Source organism: Paraburkholderia tropica (assembly GCF_914484835.1).
GTDB classification, from domain to species: domain Bacteria; phylum Pseudomonadota; class Gammaproteobacteria; order Burkholderiales; family Burkholderiaceae; genus Paraburkholderia; species Paraburkholderia tropica_A.
The window spans coordinates 59,177-78,250 of the sequence record NZ_CAJZAR010000059.1 but is presented as its reverse complement, the minus strand read 5'-3'; the positions used below and the strand labels follow the sequence as shown (position 1 = coordinate 78,250).

The 19,074-nt window shown below is 67.6% G+C and carries 16 protein-coding genes and 1 pseudogene; 6 read left to right on the top strand and 11 right to left on the bottom strand.

Features of this window, described 5'->3' with window-relative positions:
- Positions 1-49: 49 nt before the first annotated feature.
- Positions 50-1,153: a branched-chain amino acid ABC transporter substrate-binding protein gene (locus tag LDO54_RS20315; RefSeq protein WP_224012470.1), complete on the top strand. Its 1,104-nt coding sequence runs from the start codon at positions 50-52 to the stop codon at positions 1,151-1,153.
- Positions 1,154-1,225: 72 nt separating this feature from the next.
- Here the strand turns inward: LDO54_RS20315 and LDO54_RS20310 are convergent, their stop codons facing one another.
- Both LDO54_RS20310 and LDO54_RS20305 read right to left on the bottom strand, forming a co-directional pair.
- Complete coding sequence (locus LDO54_RS20310; RefSeq protein WP_224012465.1) at positions 1,226-3,148, bottom strand: DUF3857 and transglutaminase domain-containing protein; 1,923 nt, start codon at positions 3,146-3,148, stop codon at positions 1,226-1,228.
- Between the two features lie 189 nt (positions 3,149-3,337).
- Positions 3,338-4,612: an aminotransferase class I/II-fold pyridoxal phosphate-dependent enzyme gene (locus tag LDO54_RS20305; RefSeq protein ID WP_224012464.1), complete on the bottom strand. Its 1,275-nt coding sequence runs from the start codon at positions 4,610-4,612 to the stop codon at positions 3,338-3,340.
- Between the two features lie 158 nt (positions 4,613-4,770).
- Between LDO54_RS20305 and LDO54_RS20300 the strand changes: the two genes are divergently transcribed.
- Complete coding sequence (locus LDO54_RS20300; protein ID WP_290371115.1) at positions 4,771-5,658, top strand: LysR substrate-binding domain-containing protein; 888 nt, start codon at positions 4,771-4,773, stop codon at positions 5,656-5,658.
- A gap of 79 nt (positions 5,659-5,737) precedes the next feature.
- Here the strand turns inward: LDO54_RS20300 and LDO54_RS20295 are convergent, their stop codons facing one another.
- The 4 genes from LDO54_RS20295 to LDO54_RS20280 form a co-directional block, all read right to left on the bottom strand.
- The gene (locus tag LDO54_RS20295; protein WP_224012463.1) at positions 5,738-6,388 is read right to left on the bottom strand and encodes a hypothetical protein; all 651 of its coding nucleotides are present in this window, start codon (positions 6,386-6,388) and stop codon (positions 5,738-5,740) included.
- Positions 6,389-6,667: 279 nt separating this feature from the next.
- A complete protein-coding gene (hutC, locus tag LDO54_RS20290) occupies positions 6,668-7,363 on the bottom strand; it encodes a histidine utilization repressor (RefSeq protein ID WP_224012462.1) in 696 nt (231 codons plus the stop codon).
- 35 nt (positions 7,364-7,398) lie between these two features.
- Positions 7,399-8,922, bottom strand: a complete 1,524-nt coding sequence (gene hutH / locus LDO54_RS20285; protein WP_224012461.1) for a histidine ammonia-lyase — start codon at positions 8,920-8,922, stop codon at positions 7,399-7,401.
- 122 nt (positions 8,923-9,044) lie between these two features.
- Positions 9,045-9,995 carry a LysR family transcriptional regulator gene (locus tag LDO54_RS20280; RefSeq protein WP_224012460.1) on the bottom strand — a complete coding sequence of 317 codons (951 nt, stop codon included), beginning with the start codon at positions 9,993-9,995 and terminating at the stop codon, positions 9,045-9,047.
- 141 nt (positions 9,996-10,136) lie between these two features.
- Between LDO54_RS20280 and LDO54_RS20275 the strand changes: the two genes are divergently transcribed.
- Together LDO54_RS20275 and LDO54_RS20270 are read left to right on the top strand one after the other, a co-directional pair.
- Complete coding sequence (locus tag LDO54_RS20275) at positions 10,137-11,054, top strand: NAD-dependent epimerase/dehydratase family protein (RefSeq protein WP_224012459.1); 918 nt, start codon at positions 10,137-10,139, stop codon at positions 11,052-11,054.
- A gap of 125 nt (positions 11,055-11,179) precedes the next feature.
- Positions 11,180-11,362 (top strand): hypothetical protein, encoded by a 183-nt coding sequence (locus tag LDO54_RS20270; protein WP_027821027.1) that lies wholly within the window; start codon positions 11,180-11,182, stop codon positions 11,360-11,362.
- Between the two features lie 112 nt (positions 11,363-11,474).
- Here the strand turns inward: LDO54_RS20270 and LDO54_RS20265 are convergent, their stop codons facing one another.
- The 4 genes and pseudogenes from LDO54_RS20265 to LDO54_RS20250 form a co-directional block, all read right to left on the bottom strand.
- Positions 11,475-12,221, bottom strand: coding sequence for a DUF899 domain-containing protein (locus LDO54_RS20265; protein WP_224012468.1), 747 nt, complete (start codon positions 12,219-12,221; stop codon positions 11,475-11,477).
- A gap of 32 nt (positions 12,222-12,253) precedes the next feature.
- Positions 12,254-12,592, bottom strand: a complete 339-nt coding sequence (locus LDO54_RS20260) for an SRPBCC family protein (RefSeq protein WP_356790776.1) — start codon at positions 12,590-12,592, stop codon at positions 12,254-12,256.
- Positions 12,592-13,089, bottom strand: coding sequence for an ArsR/SmtB family transcription factor (locus LDO54_RS20255; RefSeq protein ID WP_224012458.1), 498 nt, complete (start codon positions 13,087-13,089; stop codon positions 12,592-12,594). Before LDO54_RS20255 ends, LDO54_RS20260 begins: the two co-directional genes overlap by 1 nt.
- A gap of 357 nt (positions 13,090-13,446) precedes the next feature.
- Positions 13,447-14,763 (bottom strand): annotated as a pseudogene (locus LDO54_RS20250) (NCS2 family permease); the annotation flags it as partial.
- Positions 14,764-15,492: 729 nt separating this feature from the next.
- Here LDO54_RS20250 and LDO54_RS20245 point away from each other — a divergent pair.
- Both LDO54_RS20245 and LDO54_RS20240 read left to right on the top strand, forming a co-directional pair.
- Positions 15,493-16,446, top strand: coding sequence for a PRC-barrel domain-containing protein (locus LDO54_RS20245; RefSeq protein ID WP_224012456.1), 954 nt, complete (start codon positions 15,493-15,495; stop codon positions 16,444-16,446).
- Positions 16,443-17,711: an MFS transporter gene (locus LDO54_RS20240; protein ID WP_224012455.1), complete on the top strand. Its 1,269-nt coding sequence runs from the start codon at positions 16,443-16,445 to the stop codon at positions 17,709-17,711. The genes LDO54_RS20245 and LDO54_RS20240 overlap by 4 nt, the downstream gene beginning before the upstream one ends.
- A 355-nt stretch (positions 17,712-18,066) precedes the next feature.
- Here the strand turns inward: LDO54_RS20240 and LDO54_RS20235 are convergent, their stop codons facing one another.
- A complete protein-coding gene (locus tag LDO54_RS20235) occupies positions 18,067-18,450 on the bottom strand; it encodes a DUF3331 domain-containing protein (RefSeq protein WP_436975632.1) in 384 nt (127 codons plus the stop codon).
- Between the last annotated feature and the right edge of the window lie 624 nt (positions 18,451-19,074).

Sequence of the window (19,074 nt, the reverse complement as noted above, 5' to 3'; positions counted from 1 at the left end):
CGCGCGGCTCGCCTGCGCCGGTGCGTTCGCCGCCGCCTCGGGCGGCGCGCTGCTCGCCCTGCCGGACAGCGCGGCCTGGGCGGCGGGTCCGCTGACCGTGCGCATCGGCTTCGTCGCGCCGCTCTCGGGCGACTACGCGAACTATGGCCGCGACCTGCAGAACGGCGTGCAGCTCGCGCTCGACGAGGCCAACGCCCAGGGCCTCAAGATCGGCGACCAGACCGCGCATTTCGAACTCGTCGCGCTCGACGACCGCGCCGATCCGCGCGTCGGCGTGCAGTCGGCCGCGCAGCTCACGAATCAGGGCGTGGCGGCCGTGATCGGCCACTTCAACTCGGGCACGGCGATTCCCGCCTCGCGCATCTACGAAAGCGCGGGCATTCCGATGATCGATCCCGCCGCGACCAATCCCGTCATCACCGCGCAGGGCTTCGCGAACACCTTCACGGTGATTTCGAACGACGCGCAGAACGCGGGCATCGCGGGCGCGTGGGCTATCGACGTGATGAAGGCCAAACGCGTGGCGATCATCGACGACCGCAGCGCCTTCGGCCAGGGCGAGGCCGACGTGTTCGAGCGCACCGTGAAGGAGCACGGCGGCAATGTGGTCGCGCGCGAGTTCGCCGTCACGGAGTCCGACGACTTCGGCCCGCAGCTCTCGAAGATCAAGGCCGCCGACGCCGACCTGCTCTACTTCGGCGGCCTCGCGCACCAGGCGGCGTCGCTCGTCAAGCAGATGAAGGCGCGCAGCATGAAAACGCAGTTCGTGGGCGGCGGCGGCGTGGCCAACCCCGACTTCCTGGAGTTCGCGGGCGCGGCCGGCGAAGGCGCGATGGCGTGGGAATACGGCCGCCCGCTCGCACAACTGCCCGACGGCCCGCGCTTCGCGCAGAAGTACCGCAGCCGCTTCGGCGCCGACGTGCTCGCCTACGCGCCCTTCGGCTACGACGCCGCCTGGGCCGCGATCCACGCGATGGTGGCCGCGAAGTCGGCGAAACCCGACGTCTACCGTCCCGTGCTCGGCGCACTCGCCTTCGACGGCGTGACCGGCCGTATCGCCTTCGACGAACATGGCGCGCTCAAGAGCGGCGCATCCACGCTCTATCAGGTCAAGCAAGGTGCGTGGGTGCCGATCACGACGCGCGGCGGTTGAGCCACGCGCTTCGAGCGCCGTCTTTCCGGCCTCGCCTTCATTAATCAGTCATCCTGATCGACTCGGCTTGACTCAGCGCGCGCGCACGACGATCTGCGCATGCGTATCGCGCTGGATACGCACGAGCGCGTCGCGCATCTGCTCGAACTGCTGCGCCGAACACACCTGCTGCCCAAATTGCGCCGACAATCGCCGCGCGATCTGCACCGTGCGCGTGAGCGGATCGAACACGTAACGCGCGCTGTAGACGAGGCGGGCCGCGTCGGCCTGCACGCTCACGCTGGCGTCGCGCGGCAGGTCCGTCACACGCGCGAACGCGGGCAGCACGATCTGCGCGTCTTCCTCGTAATCGCCGCCCACGCAGGCCCACGGCTGCGTGCGGCGCGGCACCGCGAGCCACGTGTCGATCTGCGTGGCGATGCCGCCCGAGAGGCTGCTCAGGGCGGGCAGCGCCGTGGTGCCGTCGCGCCAGACGAAGTGATCTAGCGTGCCGTCGATGCTCGTGCCGAATGATCCCGAGGTGGCGTCGAGCGCGCTCGTGGAAATATGCGCCGTGCCCGCGAGCCCGGTCAGACGCACACGTTGCGCGGCGATCTGCTGCGCGACCTGATGCGTGGCGCGGCGAAACGTGTTGCGCTCGGGTTCGGCGCTCGCGCCCGCGTCTTCCACGTGATAGCGGTACGCGGCGTTGCCGTCGGCGTTCACATCGATATCGAGCCGCGCCGAACGCGCGCGCGGCTGCGTGGCGGGCGTGCGCGCGAGCACGCCGTCGTCGACGAGCAAGGCCGGGCGATCCATCACGCCCGCAGGCAGAAAACCGAACGCCACGCCGCCCGACGAGGTATCGGCGAACACGCCGAGATCGGGCAGATACGCGATGACGTGGTTGATCGCCTCCGCGCCGTAACCCGGCACGTCGGGCAGCGAATAGACCGGCCCGAGATTGATGAGCGCGGCCTCGGCGCGCACGCCAACCGCCGCGAGCAGCGCCGTGAACAGCGCGACGTGATCCTTGCAGTCGCCGTAGCGGTCGCGCAGGATATCCGTCACGCGATGCGGCGCGGCCTCGGTCTCGCCCAGAAACAGCGCGACGTAGCGAATGTTCAGGCGCATCCAGTCGTAGAGGCGCGCGGCCTTCTCGCGCGGATCGCTCGCGCCTGCCGTCAGCGATTGCGCGAACGCCGCGATGGCCGGACTCGTCGCCGACGGATCGGCCGCCGACTCGCGATAGCGCGCCGCGAAGGCCGCGAAACCCGGCACCGTCGTCACCATGAGCCGCGCGCCCCAGTTCACACGTGCGACCGCGCCCGCCTCCTGCGGGGGATACGGGCCGTGCTCGTGGTCGAACGCATAGCGCGTGCGGCCGTTTTCCGTCACGGGCGCTTGCGCGGTGTAGCCGCGCGCGTCGGCGTAGAGCGGCACATCGGCGGGCAGGTCGAAAACGAGGCGCTGAAACTGCGTCGGCTGATCTTCCGGCACCGCGAAGTACGAGAACGTGCCCGCCTGCAAGGGCTTCGTGCGCCGCTTCGAAAACGCGAGACGCACGCGCGAGCCCGGCTGCACGCCCGGAAAGATCACCGTGCGCAAAACGCCGTCCTCGAAGGTCGGCGCGCCTGCCGAGCGCGGTTCCTGCACGTCGCGGATATTCGCGGGACCGACCGTGTGCGTGGCGCCGTCCGGGTCGATGGTCTGCGCCGTGAGCCCCGTGATTGTTTCGATATCCTTATTGAACCAGACGTAGCGCTGGGCGATGGCATCGACGCCCGCGCCGGTGTTCGCGCGCAAGGTCGAATCGTCGTGCTCCTCGACCGAGCCGTCCTTTTGCACGATGAATACGTGGACGTCGCGCTCCAGTGTCGCCGGGGGTTGATCGTCGGTGGCGCTATCGAGCGGCGGCGGCGGTGCGGGACTTTGCTGTGCGTCTGCGCTGAGAGGCCACGCCGCGCAGAGTGCGAGTATCGACGCGAGCGCAACACCGCCTCGACGGCGCGCCACGCTCAACACCCAGCCCTCCACCCGCACGCGCCACGCGCGGCGGCATCGGCGAAACGGGCAAAACGCGCAGCAGCCACGGCAACCTCACCAGAACGAAGGCCCTCGCCTTTCGTTGTAGCACATCGCCTGTCGCGCCGCGCGGCGCCCGACCGTGCCGCCGCCGCGCGCGGATCAAGCGGATCAAGCGGATCAAGCAGCGCGCCTGCCCTGCTCCTCGATCGCGCGCAGCAGCGACAGCGCGATGCCGTGGGCCGCGAGCCGCACCTCGTCGAGCGACGGAAACGACGGCGCAATCCGCAAATGGCGGTCCTGCGGATCGACGCCGTAGGGAAACGCCGCGCCCGCAGGCGTCAGCACGAGCCCGGCCTCGGCCGCGAGTTCCACCGTGCGCCGCGCGCAACCCGGCGGCGCATACAGGCTGATGAAATAGCCGCCCTGCGGTGCGTTCCAGCTCACCTCGGGCACGCCCGCGAGGCGCGCGCGGAACACCGCATCGACGGCGTCGAACTTCGGCGCGAGCAGCGCGCGATGGCGGGCCATCAGCGCGTCGAGCGTCGCGCGGTCGCGCACGAAACGCACGTGGCGCAACTGGTTCAGCTTGTCCGGGCCGATCGAGCGCACGCCCGTATGGCGCAGCCACCACGCCACGTTGCGCGGCGACGCCGCCAGCCACGCGAGCCCGCCGCCCGCGTAGGTCACCTTCGAGAGCGACGCGAACATCAGCACGCGGTCCGCGTGCCCCGCCGCCGCGCAAGCCGCGATCATGTCGTGCGGCGCGTGCGGCGTATCGGTCAGATGATGGAAGCGATAGGCGTCGTCCCAGAAGAGGCGGAAATCCGGCGCGGCGGCGGGCATCGCCGCGAGCCGGCGCACGATGTCGTCGGCATACGTCGCGCCCGTCGGGTTGCTGTAATGCGGCACGCACCACATGCCCTTGATTGAGGCGTCGTCGCGCACGAGCGCTTCGATTGCGTCGATGTCCGGGCCGTCGTCGTTCATCGGCACGGCGATCATGCGCACGCCCAGCGCCTCGCAGATCGCGAAGTGACGGTCGTAGCCCGGCGCGGGACACAGGAACGCGATCTCGCCCTGGGCGCGCCACGGCGTGCCTTCGGCGCCCTTTGCACCCTTCGCGCCCTCCTCGCCCGACGGCACGCCGTGCAGCAGCGCGAACACGAACGCGTCGTGCATCAGTTCGAGGCTCGAATTGCCTGCGGCGACCACCTGCGCGGCGCTCACGCCGAGCAGTTCCGCGCCCAGTTCGCGCGCCTCGGGCAAGCCCGCACCGAGCCCGTAGTTGCGGCAGTCGAAGCCGTCGCGCGCGCGAAAGTCCGTCGACGCCGCTGCGTCGAACAGCGCCTGCGAGAGATCGAGCTGCTCGGGCGCGGGCTTGCCGCGCGACATGTCGAGACGCAGTCCCAGCGCGCGGAATCGTTCGTAGTTCAAATCATCAGGCGGAGTCATCGACATCGCGGATCTCGGTTGAGGCGGCGGCTAAATGGCGGAAAACCAGTTGAAAACGACAAGGGGTAAGGCGGACAGCTCAGTCCCCAGAATACGGACGTCGCGGCCTTCAGACAAACGCGTTATATTGAAGTTTTCGATCAGTTTTTCTTATACCGATGAAGACCCTCGATCTGGACGTGCTCGCCATGGTGGTGGCCGTCGCCGACGCCGGCAGCTTCGTGCGCGGCGCGGCGCTCGTGCACCGCTCGCAGGCCGCGCTGAGCATGCAGATCCGCGCGCTCGAAGACACGCTCGGCAAGCCGCTTTTCATCCGCGCGCCGCGCAACGTCACGCCCACGCCGGACGGCCACACGCTGATCGCCTACGCGCGGCGCATGCTGGCGCTGCGCGACGAGGCCTGGGCGACGCTCGCGCATCCCGAGGTGACGGGGCGCGTGTCGATCGGCATGCCCGACGACTACGCGTCGTCGCTGCTGCCGCCCGTGCTGCGCAAGTTCTCGGCGAACTGGCCGAAGGTGGAGATTCAGGTGGTCGGGCTGCCGAGCAGCGCGCTCGCGCCGCTGGTGCGCGAAAACAAGATCGACCTGGCGTGTATCACCGGCACGACCGGCACCACGAGCGCGCGCGGCCTGTCCGGCGAATTCATCCGCTTCGAGCCGATGGTCTGGGCCGGGCCGCCCGCTGCCGCCACGGCCGCGATCGGCCGCGAGGTCTGGCGCGAGCGGCCGCTGCCCATCGCCCTCTTCAGCGCGGGCAGCGTCGCGCGCGCGAACGCGATCCAGGCGCTGGAGCGCGCGCGCATCACCTATCGCACGTCGTATGAAAGCCCGAGCCTGATGGGGCTGTGCAGCATGGTCGCGGCGGGCCTCGCCGTCGCGCCGCTCGCGCGCTGCGCCGTGCCCGAGACTTTCGCCACGCTCGGACGTCCACACGGCCTGCCCGACCTGCCCGAACTCGAAGTGGTGCTCGCGCGCAGCGCGAGTTCGAACCGCCCGCCGTGCGATTTTCTCGCCGAGCAGATTCTGGCCGAACTGCGGGTTTAAAGCGGCGGGTTTAAAGGCGGCGGGTCCAAAGGTGAGGGTTCAAGCGATCGCGAATGCGCGCGCGATGTGAACCTCGCCCTCACTCCTCGCCCAGACGCACCAGCAGCGCGTGCAGACGCGAAATGTGGCGCAGCAGCAGTTCGCGATGCTTCTCGATCTGTTCGAGCCGCCCTTCAAGATCGGCGCGTACGCGCTCGTCGGGTTCCGCGTAGCCAATCACGTCCTCGATGCGCGAGCGCAGCGCCTCGGGATCGACCGGCAGCATGCTCAGATGGCGTTCGAGCTTGCGTACGTCCTGCGCGGCCAGTTCGCGGATCTTGCGCGTGCCGGCCAGACGCCGCTGCGCCTGGGCGTCCTGCGGCGCATCGCGGCGCGCGCCCGCCTGCCCGAAGATGGGTTCGGAGCGCAACACCGGCGCCTTGCGCACCGGATGCGCCGTGCCGCGAAAACGCGCGCGCGGCGATTCGCCGGCGATGGCCTCGCGCGCTTCGTCGGGCACGTCGGATGCGTCGTGCGGCTCGTCCATCCAGCCTTCGCGCAAGCCCGTGACGGCTTCCACGCCGCGCACGAACTCCGCGCTGAAGTCGCGCTGTCCCGTGACGATCAGCTTCATATGACTGGCGGAAAACGTCATCATGCGTGCGAGCCGCGTGATCGCGCCCACCTCGCGGGTCAGCAGCGCGAGGTTCGCGCGCCACATGGGCATGAGCGTTGCCCCGGAATCTTCCATTGCGGAGGTCCTCCTCGAAGGCCGCATCAGCATCGATGCGCCTGGCCGATGCCTGAAGGTTGCCGCATCGCGCGGTGCGATGCAACCCGCCGCAAGACGTGTGCCGCGTCGCCGCAACGCTCTAGCGGGGTCGTAACCCGCTAGACGCGTCCGCGTCGGCATGTTGATCGGCGAGTCGAAAGGACAGGGAATTACTTCGGACCGCCAATGAATTCAAACAAGCGGCGCAAGGCAAGAGAGAAAACAGAAAGAGAACGCGTGAGGCGCGCCTGAACGCGCCTAGAAATGCCCGGTGAACCGATACCGGCTGCCCGGATGCCAGAGATTCGCCACCGACGCCACCAGCGCGCGCGACCACGTGCGCCGATGCAGCACGAGGCACGGCTCGGCCTCGCCCATCGCGAGATGCGCACGCGTATCGCCTTCGGGCGCGAGCGCCTCGATGCGGTACTCGACGCGCTGCAATGGCGCGACGCGCACGAGATACTGGTTCGGCGTGGTCTGCGTGAAATCCTGCTCCGCGTAATCGGGCGCAAGCGCGGGATTGACCCAGCGTTCTTCCAGTTGCACGGGCTCGTCGTTTTCGAAGTGCAGCACGCGCGAACGGAACACGGTGTCATGCGGACGCAAGCCCATTTCGAGCGCGAGCGCCTCGTCGGCGGCTAGCGGCCCGAGTTCGAGCACCTCGGCGCGATAACGGTGGCCGCGCGCGACGATCTCATCGGAAATGCTGCGGATCGCCACGAGCGTCGATTCGTACTTCGGCCGCGCGACGAAGGTGCCCGCGCCCTGCACGCGCGTGAGCACCTGTTCGGCGGTCAGCTCGCGCAGCGCGCGGTTCACGGTCATGCGCGCGACCTTGAACTCGCGCGCCAGCTCGTTCTCCGACGGGACCTGGTCGCCCTCGCCCCACTCGCCCGCATCGATGCGCGCAAGGATGAAGTCCTTGATGCCTTGATACGCGGGCGCGTTCATACGGGACGGGCGAGGCTAGCGGCGCTCAACGACACTCAGCTCGCCTGCGATTCGAACGCGAACGGGCTGTGCGCCGCGATCACGCCGGCCTGCACGAGACGCGTGACGGCCGCGATATCGGGTGCGAAGTAGCGGTCGAGATCGTAGTGCGGAACTTCGGCGCGCACCGAATGCATGACGCGCTGCAGCGCCGGGCTGGTCTGGTGCGGCGCACGCAGATCGACGCCTTGCGCCGCCGCGAGCAGTTCGATCGAGAGGATGTTGGCCGTGTTGTCGGCGATATCGGCGAGCTTGCGCGCGCCGAAGGTCGCCATCGACACGTGGTCTTCCTGGTTCGCCGAAGTCGGCAGCGAATCGACCGACGCCGGATGCGCGAGCGTCTTGTTTTCCGAGGCCAGCGCCGCCGCCGTCACGTGCGCGATCATGAAACCCGAGTTCACGCCGCCGTCCTTGACGAGGAAAGGCGGCAGGCCCGAAAGCGTCGCGTCGATCAGCAGCGCGATGCGGCGCTCGGCCAGCGCGCCGATTTCGGCGGCCGCGAGCGCGAGATTGTCGGCGGCGAAAGCGACCGGCTCGGCGTGGAAGTTGCCGCCCGAGAGCACTTCGAGCGTTTCCGGGAAGATCAGCGGATTGTCGGAGACGGCGTTCGCCTCGATCAGCAGCACCTGCGCCGCGTGGCGCATCTGGTCGAGACACGCGCCCATCACCTGCGGCTGGCAGCGCAGCGAATACGGGTCCTGCACCTTGCCGCAGTCGCGGTGCGAGAGGTTGATCGCCGAGCCTTCGAGCAGGTCGCGATACGAAGCCGCCGCCTCGATCTGGCCGCGATGGCCGCGCAGTTCGTGAATGCGCGCGTCGAACGGCTTGACCGAGCCCGCCGCGGCGTCCACGCAGAGCGCGCCCGAGACGAGCGCCGTGCGGTACAGGTCTTCGATCGCGAACATGTTGTAGAGCGCGAGCGCCGTCGAGGCCTGCGTGCCGTTGAGCAGCGCGAGGCCTTCCTTGGCTTGCAGCGTGAGCGGCTTGAGGCCAGCGATGGCCAGACCCGCTTCGGCACTGGCGCGCTCGCCGCGAATGAACACTTCGCCGATGCCGAGCAGCACCGCCGACATATGCGCGAGCGGCGCGAGGTCGCCCGAGGCGCCGACCGAACCCTTCACGGGAATCAGCGGCAGCACGTCGGCGTTGAACAGCGTGATCAGCGCGTCCATCACTTCGCGACGGATGCCCGAGTGACCACGGCCCATGCTCGACAGCTTCAGCGCCATCAAGAGGCGCACGACCGGACGCGACATCGGCTCGCCCACGCCCACCGCGTGCGAGAGCACGAGGTTGCGTTGCAGCAGTTCGAGCTGGTCGGTGGGGATATGCGTGCTCGCGAGACGGCCGAAACCCGTGTTGATGCCGTAGGCGGGCTCGCCCTTCGCGGTGATCTCGGCGACAGCGCGCGCGCCTGCGTCGATGCCGGCGTAGCTGGCCGGATCAAGTTCGAGTTTCACCGATTCGCGCGCGATCTGGCGCAGTTGGGGCAGGGTCAGATGGCCGGGCGTGAGAAGCATGATCGAATCCTGTCTATACAAGTTGATGCGCAGTCTAGCCTGGCGCGCCTGTATAGACAACTCTCAAAACCGCTTGGCCACCCTGGGACTATCCATGAGCGCGGCGCGAAACCGCGCCGGGCTTACAGCTCCAGCCTGCCCCCCATAAACGCGAGGAAGCATTGCACGCGTGCGGCCAGCGCGGCGCTGCGGTAGTAGACCGCGTGGATCGGCTGACGCTCGACGAGCAGCGCGTCGTCGAGCAGCGTGACGAGGCGGCCCGCCGCGCGGTCGTCGGCGGTCATGAAATCGGATAGACAGGCGATGCCCGCGCCCGCGAGCGCGAGTTGCCGGATGGTCTCGCCGCTCGACGCGGACAGCGTCGGCTGGATCGCGATGCCCGGCTCGGCGGTTTCGTCGAACAAAGGCGCCTGATTTCCGCCTTCGGCGTCGGCGTCGCCGCTTGCGGGCTCCACTTCGCGCAGCGGCCAGCGATTCAACTGCACGGGCGCGGTGAAGCCGATCAGCCGCTGCTCGCGCAACGCCGCCAGCGAGCGCGGCGTGCCGTGCTCCGCGAGATACGCGGGGCTCGCGACCACACGGCGGCGGCTCACGCCGAGCGAGCGCGCGTGCAGCGTCGAATCCTGCAACGCGCCGATGCGAATCGCGATATCCACCCGCTGCTCCAGCAGATCGACGATGCGCTCGTTGCTCGTGAGTTCGAGCTGGATCTCGGGATAGCGCGCCGCGAACGCACTCACGTGCGGAACGATACAGTGCAGCATGAACGGCGTGGCCGCGTCGACGCGCAGCCGCCCCGAAGGCTGTTCGCGATGGCGCGTGACGGCCTCTTCGGCGTCCTCCATCGCGCCGAGGATCGCACGGGCGCGTTCGAGAAACAGCTCGCCCTCCTCGGTCAGTTGCAGACGCCGCGTGGTGCGCAGAATCAGCGCCACGCCGAGCTGCTTTTCGAGCCGCGTGAGCGCCCGGCTCACACCGGACACGGTCTGCTGGAGTTTTTCGGCGGCGGCGGTGATCGACCCCGCATCGATCACGGTGACGAATACGAGCAATTCGTCGGTCGATGTTTTCATTATTGATCCGCAGTCAAGATTCATTTGAGACTAACACGGTTTTTGCAAAGCGCGAATGCCGCGATACTGATTGCGAGATCACTTGACACGACCATTCGCCCCGCCGCCGTTCGCGGCGCCGGGCGCAACCAGGAGAGTTCCATGAAAGTATTCGTGACGGGCGCAGGCGGCTTTATCGGCGGCACGATCGCAGCGCATCTCGCGCGCGCGGGCCACGAGGTGCGCGGTCTGGTGCGCCGCCCCGAACAGTTCGCCGATCTCGACGCGCTGAAGATCGCGCCGGTGCGCGGCGGTCTCGACGACCGCGACCTGTTGATGCGCGAGGCGCGCGCCGCCGACGCGGTGATCAACGCCGCCGACAGCGACCATCGCGGCGCGGTCGAAGCGCTGCTCGACGCGCTCGAAGGTTCGGGCAAGCCGCTGCTGCATACGAGCGGATCGAGCATCGTCGGCGACGCCTCGGGCGGCGAGCCGACCGACAAGATCTTTTACGAAGACGCCCTGCCCGCGCCGACGCCCGACAAGGCGCCGCGCGTGGCCATCGACGATCTCGTGCTCGCGGGCGCGCAGCGCGGCATCCGCAGCGCCGTGCTCTGCAACACGCTGATCTACGGCGTGGGCGCGGTGCCGGGCGCGGCGAGCGTGCAGTTGCCGCGGCTGATTCGCCAGGCGCAAAAGAGCGGCGTCATGCGTCATGTGGGGCGCGGGCTGAACATCTGGTCGAACGTGCATGTCGACGATGTGGCGGAGCTTTATCGGCTCGCGATCGAGAAAACCCCGGCGGGCACGTTCTATTTCGTCGACAGCGGCGAAGCGAACTTCGTCTCGATGACCGAGGCGCTCGCGCAGAAGATGGGGTTGGGCGCGCCGCAAGATTGGCCGCTGAACGACGCGATCGGGGAATGGGGTTATGAGATGGCGTCGTATGGACTCGGCTCGAACAGCCGCGTGCGCGGCGAACGCGCGCGCAAGCTGCTCGGGTGGCAGCCGAAACGTAGCTCGGTCACGGAATGGATTCGTGATGAGATGGCGGTGGCGGTGTCGGTCCGCGGTGGATGAGCGCTGCAAAAATACCTGTGTAGTGGGCGGTATTGTTGCGTATCCGTAAGGTCCATCCGCTAGAATCGCGCCGGTTTGCACTACCCGCCGGCCCGTTTTCTTCGGATCGGCACCCGGATATGCCGATGCTCCTCGCGCTGAACTTCGACTGGCTGACTAACCTGCTCGCCATTCTGTTCGTCGTCGCTTGTCTCTACGATGCGCGCTACGACGAATACGGCACGCTGACCCTCGCCGCCGCTGCCATGGGTCTGATCGTGATGGCGATCGAAGTGCTGCTGCGCCCCGCGTTCGAGATGTCGCTCTAAGCCGACTCTCGCGTTCGCGACGCCGCAGTGCGGCGCTCGCCCCTGGTGCTTTCATTCACGTTTCGCAGCACTTTCCGCGCGCCTTCGCCGCCTGACGGCGAGATTCATCCGCTCAATGTTCCGACTTGTCGTGCGCGCAGCACGCGTGCGTCTGCGGGCTGTCCTCGTAGCGGTCGTGGTGGCGCATCCACTCGTTCATATCGTGCGTTTCGTTGCGGCCTTTCGCGGTGAATTCGAGCATCGCGTAAGTCGCGATCGGTAACTCGACGCCGCGCGCATACGCCGAATACGTGTGATAAACCTGCCCCGCTTCGTCGCGATAGAACGCGCTGATACCCGGCAATTCGTCGCTCACGTAGTCCTGTTCGCGATAGTTGTAGCGCGCCTTGCCGCGTGCCTTGTCGGCTTCGGAAAACGACACGTTGAAGTCGAAGTTGAACGCGTTGCCAAACGACGACACCCACGGAAACCGCCAGCCCATACGTTCCTTGAACGCCGCGATTTTCGCGAGCGGCGCGCGCGAGACGGCCACATAGGTCACGTCGTGATGCTCCAGATGCGGCAGCATGCCGTCGACGTGATCGGAGAGAAACGAGCAGCCCGGGCAGCCCTCTTCCCAGTCCGGTCCGAGCATGAAGTGATAGGTCAGCAACTGGCTGCGCGAACCGAACAGTTCGGCGAGCGTGCGCGGACCGTGCGGCGTCTCGAAGGTATAGGTTTTCTCGACCTTGACCCACGGCAGCGCCTGGCGTTTGGCGACCAGCGCGTCGCGCGCATGCGTGAACGCATGCTCGTCTTCCAGTAGCGCCTCGCGCGCCTTCAACCATTCGGCCTCCGAAACAATCTTGTGCGGCTCTATCATGTCTTCCTCCTTCGGTTGATCGTCGATGCTTACTCGAACAATTCCACCAGCCGGTCGAACGCACTCGACCAGCCATCGCGATGCGCGTCGCGCGTCTCTTCGTCGAAAAGACGTTCGTGGCGCAGCGTGAGTTCGGTGGTTTCGCCTTCTGCGCGCAGCACGACGCTCACGCGCGATTCGCGCTCGGGCGTGCTGCGCCACGCCCACGTGAACACCAGTTTCTGCTCGGGCACGACCTCCAGATACGTGCCGCTCACGTCGTGCTCCTCGCCGTCGGGCGAGCGCATGATCACGCGAAAACGTCCACCCACGCGCACGTCGGCCTCGGCGTGCAGACAGGTCGTGTCGAGCGGATGCATCCAGCGCATCAGTTGCGCCGCTTGCGTCCATGCCGCGTAGACCTTGCAGGCGTTCGCATCGAGTCGGCGGCGGAGAATGAGGACGGGGACGCCTCGGGCGGCGTCGGCTGCACGGGCTGCATCGCTTGCAGCGCTGGCGTCGCCTGTAGCGGCGAAATGCTCGGGTCGGCTGGACATGCGTCTTCCTCCACGAAAGCGGCGAGACGATCGAGTGCGTCGTTCCAGAAGCGCTGGTAGTGCGCGAGCCACTGCATCGCGTCCTCCATCGGCGCGGCCGCGAGGCGGCACGCGACTGTGCGTCCGGTTTTCTCGCGCGTGACGAGGCCCGCCTCGGCGAGCACGTCGAGATGCTTCATCACGGCGGGCAAGGACATCGCGAACGGCTGCGCGAGCGCGCTCACCGAGAGCGCGTCCTGCTGGGCGAGCCGCGCGAGCAGCGCGCGCCGCGTGGGGTCCGCGAGCGCGGCGAAGGTGCGGTTCAACGCGTCGTCTTCATACTTAACCATGCGGTTTAGCATAGGACGCGAGACACGGAAGTCAAGGCGCGCGATTTTTGCCGGTTCCGGCAATAAATCGGCCAGTAAAACAGGCCATCAACCGGCCAAATCCGCCCGCAAATCGCCCAGTAAATCGGCCGCTGAATGACGGGGTCGAATACGCGTTAATCACGCGGTTCGCGCGGTAAATCACGCGGCATCGCACAATCGATGCGGCGGCGAGCACTAATGAATCCACGCTTCGCGCGCCCATAAAATGCCGCACGGCCCGCGCCGCCGCCAGGCGAACGCGAGCCGTGAAGCCGACCGGACGGACCGCCGTAGCGGCGTCCCGCCGAAGACTGGACCCTCGGAGCGCAACGCGCGTCAGATGGCCCAGCCGCCCAGATAGAACGCCGCGAGCACCACGGCGATGATGACCGTGCCGACGTTGAGCTTCTTGATCTCGCCGCTCACCACGCGACCGATCACCAGCGTCGAGAAGCCCAGCATGATGCCCGTGACGATGTTGGCGGTCAGCACGATGAACACGGCGCAGACGAGGCCCGCCATCGAATCGACCATGTCGCTCATGTCGAGGCGCGCGACGCTCGAGAGCATCATCAGGCCCACGTACATGAGTGCGGGCGCGGTGGCGTACGACGGCACGAGGCCCGCGAGCGGCGCGAAGAACATCACCGCGAGGAACAGCACGCCCACCACGGCGGCGGCCATGCCGGTCTTCGCGCCCGCCGCCACGCCCACCGTCGATTCGATGTAAGCCGCCGCCGGCGCGCCGCCGAAGAAGCCCGAGAAGATCGAGCTGACCGAGTCGGCCGTCAGCGCGCGGCCGCCGTTGACGATGCGGCCGTCGGCGTCGAGCTGACCCGCCTGCCCGGCCACCGCGCGGATCGTGCCGGTGGCGTCGAACACGGCCGTCATCACGAGCGCGAGCACGCTCGGCAGCACCGTCAGCGAGAGCGCGCCCTTGATGTCCATCGCGCCGATCAGCGAGGCATGACCGGGCGCCGACAGCGACGGCCACGCGAACACGCCATGAAACGTCACGGCCGGATCGAGCGCGAGCCCGAGCGCGGAGATCGCCACGATCACGATCAGGATCGAGCCCGGCACGCGGCGGCGCACGAGGCCGAAGATCGCCGCGAGCCCGACCACCGACAGGATGACCGGCAGCGAGGTGATGTGCCCGAGCGAGACCGGCAGGCCCGCGCCCGGATTCTTGACGACGAGGCCGACGTCATTGGCGGCGATCAGCAGCAGGAACAGCCCGATGCCGATGCCCGTGCCATGCGCGATGCCATGCGGCAGGTTGCGCAGGATCCACGAGCGCACGCCCGTGACGGAAATCCCCGTGAACACGAGGCCCATCAGGAACACGGCGCCGAGCGCGACTTCGGGCTTGAGGCCCTTGCCGAGCACGAGGCCGAACGCGGTGAACGCCGTCAGCGAAATGGCGCAGCCGATGGCGATCGGCAGCCGCGCCCACAGGCCCATCAGCAGCGAGCCGAACGCGGTGGTCAGGCAGACGGCCACGAAGACCGCGCTGGTGTCGAAGCCCGCCTTGCCGAGCATGCCCGGCACGACGAACACGGAATAGACCATCGCGAGGAAGGTGGTGACGCCGGCGATGCCCTCCTGGCGCACCGAGCTGCCGCGCGCGGCGATGTCGAAATAGCGTTCGAGCAGGCTCGTCGCGCGGGCGGCGTCGAGCGTGTCGCGGGGATCGCCGTCGCGGACCACGGCGAGGTCCGCGGTCAATTCGGCGGCGTCGGCCAATGGCCGGGCGTGGGGGTCGAGCATGAGTGCCTCCTTTATCAGCATGCTGAAACGGACCGGCGTTGATGCGCGTGGTCCCGTCATCAGGTTCGTCTCGTCTGTTGAGTTGTCGTGTCGACGCCAGCCGGGCGCGCCTTGGGAAGCGCTGTCTCTATCGGTGGACATGTTTTTATGCTGGATCGAAGGTTAGGCGAACGCGTCATGCGCTCCCATCGCGTAAATCGCATTGAGGACATGCCGCGAGGCTTATATCGCCGTGAACAAGGCCCGGCGGGCGGGCCGCCCCCGCGTTTACCCCGGCGCTTCGGGCGGCGCGCGGCGGCCTGCGGGCAGCGGACCGATGGACGAATCGGATGCCCGCGCGGCGGGTCCGCATCTTGCGCGACCCCGCCAGCCGAACCGGCCGGATGCGAAACCGGCACGCTCCGCCCGCGCTGCGGGAAAATCGCGGCTTTCACCGCTTCGACGCACTTTTGTCGTCGAAATCGCGGGATAAAAGGGCTGGAAAGACGCAAAAAGGGCCGTTTTAAGCGGATTGCGCCGTCGCGCGGGTTAAACTCTCACGACCCGGTTTGACCCCGCCGCGCGGCGCGCCTGTGCGCAAGCCCGCGCTGGCGCTCCAAGGAGTTCCTGTTGATGAGAGGCGGTTTCGCACGTCCTGTTGTAAATCTTCCGACCCTTTCCGCTCTGCTCGTCGCAGCCGTGCTGTCGGGATGCAGCCTGTTCCGCTCGCCGCCGCCGCCCGAGCCGGAGGCGCCCGTGGCCGCGAGCGAGCCGGATATCGCGAGCGAGCCCGAGGCAGCCTCCGCGCCCGAAGCCGCCAGCGAAACCGAAACGCCTGAAGCCAGGCCCGCGCCGCGCAAGCCGCGTCCCGCGCCGGTGCGCCGCAAGCGCCCCGCGCCGCCGCCGCCCGCGCCGGCCAGCGCGCCGGTCGCGCCGCCGCCGCCGCCGCTCGTGCAGAGCCACGTGATCGAGCGCGGCACCTTCCGCACGCTGCTCGACAGCGAAGTGCAAAAAACCGACGGCAAGGTGGTCGGCCGCGCCGTCGACATGGTCGCGGGCCCCGGCGGCAAGCCGCAGGAGGTCGTCGTCAATCTGCAAGGCTTCATGGGCATCGGCGACCGCAAGGCGAGCTTCCCGTGGAGCGCCGTGCGCGTGAATCCGCAGCCGAAGACGCCCGCCATCACGCTCGCGCTCACGCCCGCGCAGTTGCAACTGACCGACCGGCCCAAGTCCGGCGGCGCGCAGCCGGGCGTCGGCGAGGCCAGCCCGACGCGCCTGCCGCTGATCGACGCGACGGTGGAGCGCGCCAACGGCGCCAAGGTGGGCCGCGTGGTCGACGTATTGCTCGACGGCGGCGCCGATCCGCTCGCGGTCGTGCTCGACGTGAGCGGCACGCTGGAGAAGCGCCACACGATCGCGGCCGACTGGTCGGCGCTGCACTTCGTCACGAAGAACAACGCGCTCGAAGCGCAGATCGAGATGAGCGACCAGCAGGTAGACGCCTCGCCGCCCTATGCGAACGATCAGCCGGTGCGCGCCGTCAGCCCGAATCCGGCCCCGGCCGCTCCCGCGCGCGGTGCCCAATGATCGGGAAGACCACGCAACTCACCCCCAGTCTGCGCAGCGTGCGCGCGCTCGACTGGCTGAACTTCTTCGTCGCGAACGTGCAGACGGGCTTCGGGCCGTTCATCGCTTCGTATCTGGCTTCGCACAAGTGGACGCAGGGCGAGATCGGCCTCGCGCTCTCGGTCGGCACGATCAGCGCGATGGTGAGCCAGGTGCCGGGCGGCGCGGCCGTCGACGCCCTCAAGAACAAGAAGGCCGCCGCGGCCTGGGCGATCATCGCGATCATCGCCTCGGCGGTGCTGCTGGCGTCCAGTCCGACCGTGGTTCCCGTGATGGCCGCCGAGGTGTTCCACGGCTTCGCGAGCTGCATGCTGGTGCCCGCGATGGCCGCGCTCGCGCTCGCGCTGGTGGGCCGCCAGAATCTCGGCGACCGGCTCGGGCGCAATGCGCGCTGGGCGTCCATCGGCAGCGCCGTCGCCGCCGGGCTGATGGGGCTGTGCGGCGAGTACATCTCGCCGCGCGCGGTGTTCTGGCTGACGGCCGCGCTGGCGCTGCCGGCGCTCGTCGCGCTCGCGATGATCGAATACGACAAGCACGCGAACGCGCCGAAGCCGCTCAAGTCCGCGAGGCCCGGCAACGGCGAGACCGCTGCGGATGGCGAGGCGCGCGAGACCATTCTCGATCTGCTGCGTGACAAGCGCATGCTCACGTTCGCGGCCTGCGTCGTGCTGTTCCACCTCTCGAACGCGGCGATGCTGAACCTCGCGGCGGGCGAAGTGACGGCCGGCATGGGCGACAACGTGCAGCTCGTGATTGCGGCTTGCATCATCGTGCCGCAGGCGATCGTCGCGATGATGTCGCCGTGGGTCGGGCGCACCTCGCAGCTCTGGGGACGCCGTCCCGTGCTGATCCTCGGCTTCAGCGCCCTGCCGATACGCGCGCTGCTGTTCGCCGCCGTCGGCAACCCGTACTTCCTCGTGCCGGTGCAGATGCTCGACGGCCTCTCGGCCGCCGTGTTCGGCGTGATGCTGCCGCTGATCGCCGCCGACGTGGCGGGCGGCAAGGGCCGTTACAACCTCTGTATCGGGCTGTTCGGGTTGTCGGCGGGCATCGGCGCCACGCTCTCGACGGCGCTCGCGGGCTTTATCGCCGACCATTTCGGCAATACCGTGAGCTTCCTCGGCCTCGCGGCCGCGGGTGCTGCGGCGGTCGTGCTCGTGTGGCTCGTGATGCCCGAAACGCGCGAGACGATTGAGGAAGAAACGCCGCGAGACGCGCCGGCTTAAGCCTCGCGGAAATCGTCAGACGGAATCGTCGAACGCAAGGCGAGCAGCAAAAAACAAGCCCCCGTCGCAGCGATGCGGCGGGGGCTTGTCACATGTGCGACGTCATAGCGACGATATCGGCGCTACCGCCGCCATCAACGCGCCAGCAAACGTGCAACCCGGTGGGAAGGAGTACGGATGAGTACGGATGAGTAGAGACGAGACAAGACAGGCCGGACGAACCGGCCTGTCTTGAAGAAAAACCACGTAGCACGAATGAGGCACCGCGAGGCTACTGCTGCGGATGCGCCTGCTGCTGCCTGCACCCGCTCCACCCTTCAGCCCGCGCGCGGGCCCGAGGCCCGGTTGCACAGCTTCAGGCCGCGAGCGCCTCGTCGAGACGCGCGGCGACGACGCCATTCGGAAACGCGTCGAGCTTGCTCGCGAGGATCATCGCGTCGGCGTTGGCCGGACGATGACGGCGATTCGGGCTCGGACGGAACACCGCGTCGCCCCGGCGGATCTTCTCGCCGGTCAACGCGCACACCGCGCTGCGACGCGCGGTGCACACCCGCCACAACTGATCGGAGTAGCGCCCGTAAGTGGCGTCGCTCCAGCATACGGTGATGCTGTCCGGATCGTGACGCCGGATCAAGGTAATGCCCTGCGCATCCCACGACCGCACCGTGGCGCGGCGCCGGTTGGCCGCCTCCGATGCGCTGCGTGTGATGGGTACCGGTTTGCAGCTTCTGAAGCCCATGGGCTCGCCGTCGGGACTGATAGGCTCCGAAGCGGCTGTCAGAAGATCAATGGTTTGTTGCCATGCGCTGCCGGTATCTAATTTCGTCATAATGCACCTCGTGCACGCGGAAACGATTCAAATATGCCGGTCGAATAAGCACTCTACCACGCCGGGATTATAGCGCGCGATTCTCGCCGTCCACAGAAAAAACTGAATTTTCACACGATAATTCTGAATCACGAAATACGAGACGTCGATTTTTCAAGTCTGACTATCTGAGCGCAATGATGGTTTCTTTACATTCGGAACTTTTTTCGTGAATTTGTTGATTTTTAACATTGCCACCAGGAAAAAGTAACCGGACGGCAAGTACTAAGACGAGCAAATTTGCCTATTAGCAATACTATTAAGCTATTCAACACATTCGCCGCGCAGCAGCCGCAGCGCCTTATGTGGCGGGCCTGAGCGGGAAACGGCCTGAATCCATGCCGCATAGCAACGCACATGCGCGCAGATTGGCCGCCGTTGACCGATCAATGAAACGCATGGCCGTCTTAAGACCGATGCACAGTGGGATTTCGCGCGCGGATAGTCACGCCGCAGCGCCGCGAATTGTCGCACGCGCCGCCGCGCGCCTTACAG

Coding starts and splice junctions, on each gene's coding strand:
- LDO54_RS20300 (WP_290371115.1), top strand. CDS start 4,771: ATGAAGACCCTCGATCTGGACGTGCTCGCCATGGTGGTGGCCGTCGCC.
- LDO54_RS20260 (WP_356790776.1), bottom strand. CDS start 12,592: ATGCGCTGGATGCATCCGCTCGACACGACCTGTCTGCACGCCGAGGCC.
- LDO54_RS20295 (WP_224012463.1), bottom strand. CDS start 6,388: ATGGAAGATTCCGGGGCAACGCTCATGCCCATGTGGCGCGCGAACCTC.
- hutH (WP_224012461.1), bottom strand. CDS start 8,922: ATGCTTCTCACGCCCGGCCATCTGACCCTGCCCCAACTGCGCCAGATC.
- LDO54_RS20275 (WP_224012459.1), top strand. CDS start 10,137: ATGAAAGTATTCGTGACGGGCGCAGGCGGCTTTATCGGCGGCACGATC.
- hutC (WP_224012462.1), bottom strand. CDS start 7,363: ATGAACGCGCCCGCGTATCAAGGCATCAAGGACTTCATCCTTGCGCGC.
- LDO54_RS20305 (WP_224012464.1), bottom strand. CDS start 4,612: ATGACTCCGCCTGATGATTTGAACTACGAACGATTCCGCGCGCTGGGA.
- LDO54_RS20245 (WP_224012456.1), top strand. CDS start 15,493: ATGAGAGGCGGTTTCGCACGTCCTGTTGTAAATCTTCCGACCCTTTCC.
- LDO54_RS20235 (WP_436975632.1), bottom strand. CDS start 18,450: ATGGGCTTCAGAAGCTGCAAACCGGTACCCATCACACGCAGCGCATCG.
- LDO54_RS20255 (WP_224012458.1), bottom strand. CDS start 13,089: ATGGTTAAGTATGAAGACGACGCGTTGAACCGCACCTTCGCCGCGCTC.
- LDO54_RS20270 (WP_027821027.1), top strand. CDS start 11,180: ATGCTCCTCGCGCTGAACTTCGACTGGCTGACTAACCTGCTCGCCATT.
- LDO54_RS20240 (WP_224012455.1), top strand. CDS start 16,443: ATGATCGGGAAGACCACGCAACTCACCCCCAGTCTGCGCAGCGTGCGC.
- LDO54_RS20280 (WP_224012460.1), bottom strand. CDS start 9,995: ATGAAAACATCGACCGACGAATTGCTCGTATTCGTCACCGTGATCGAT.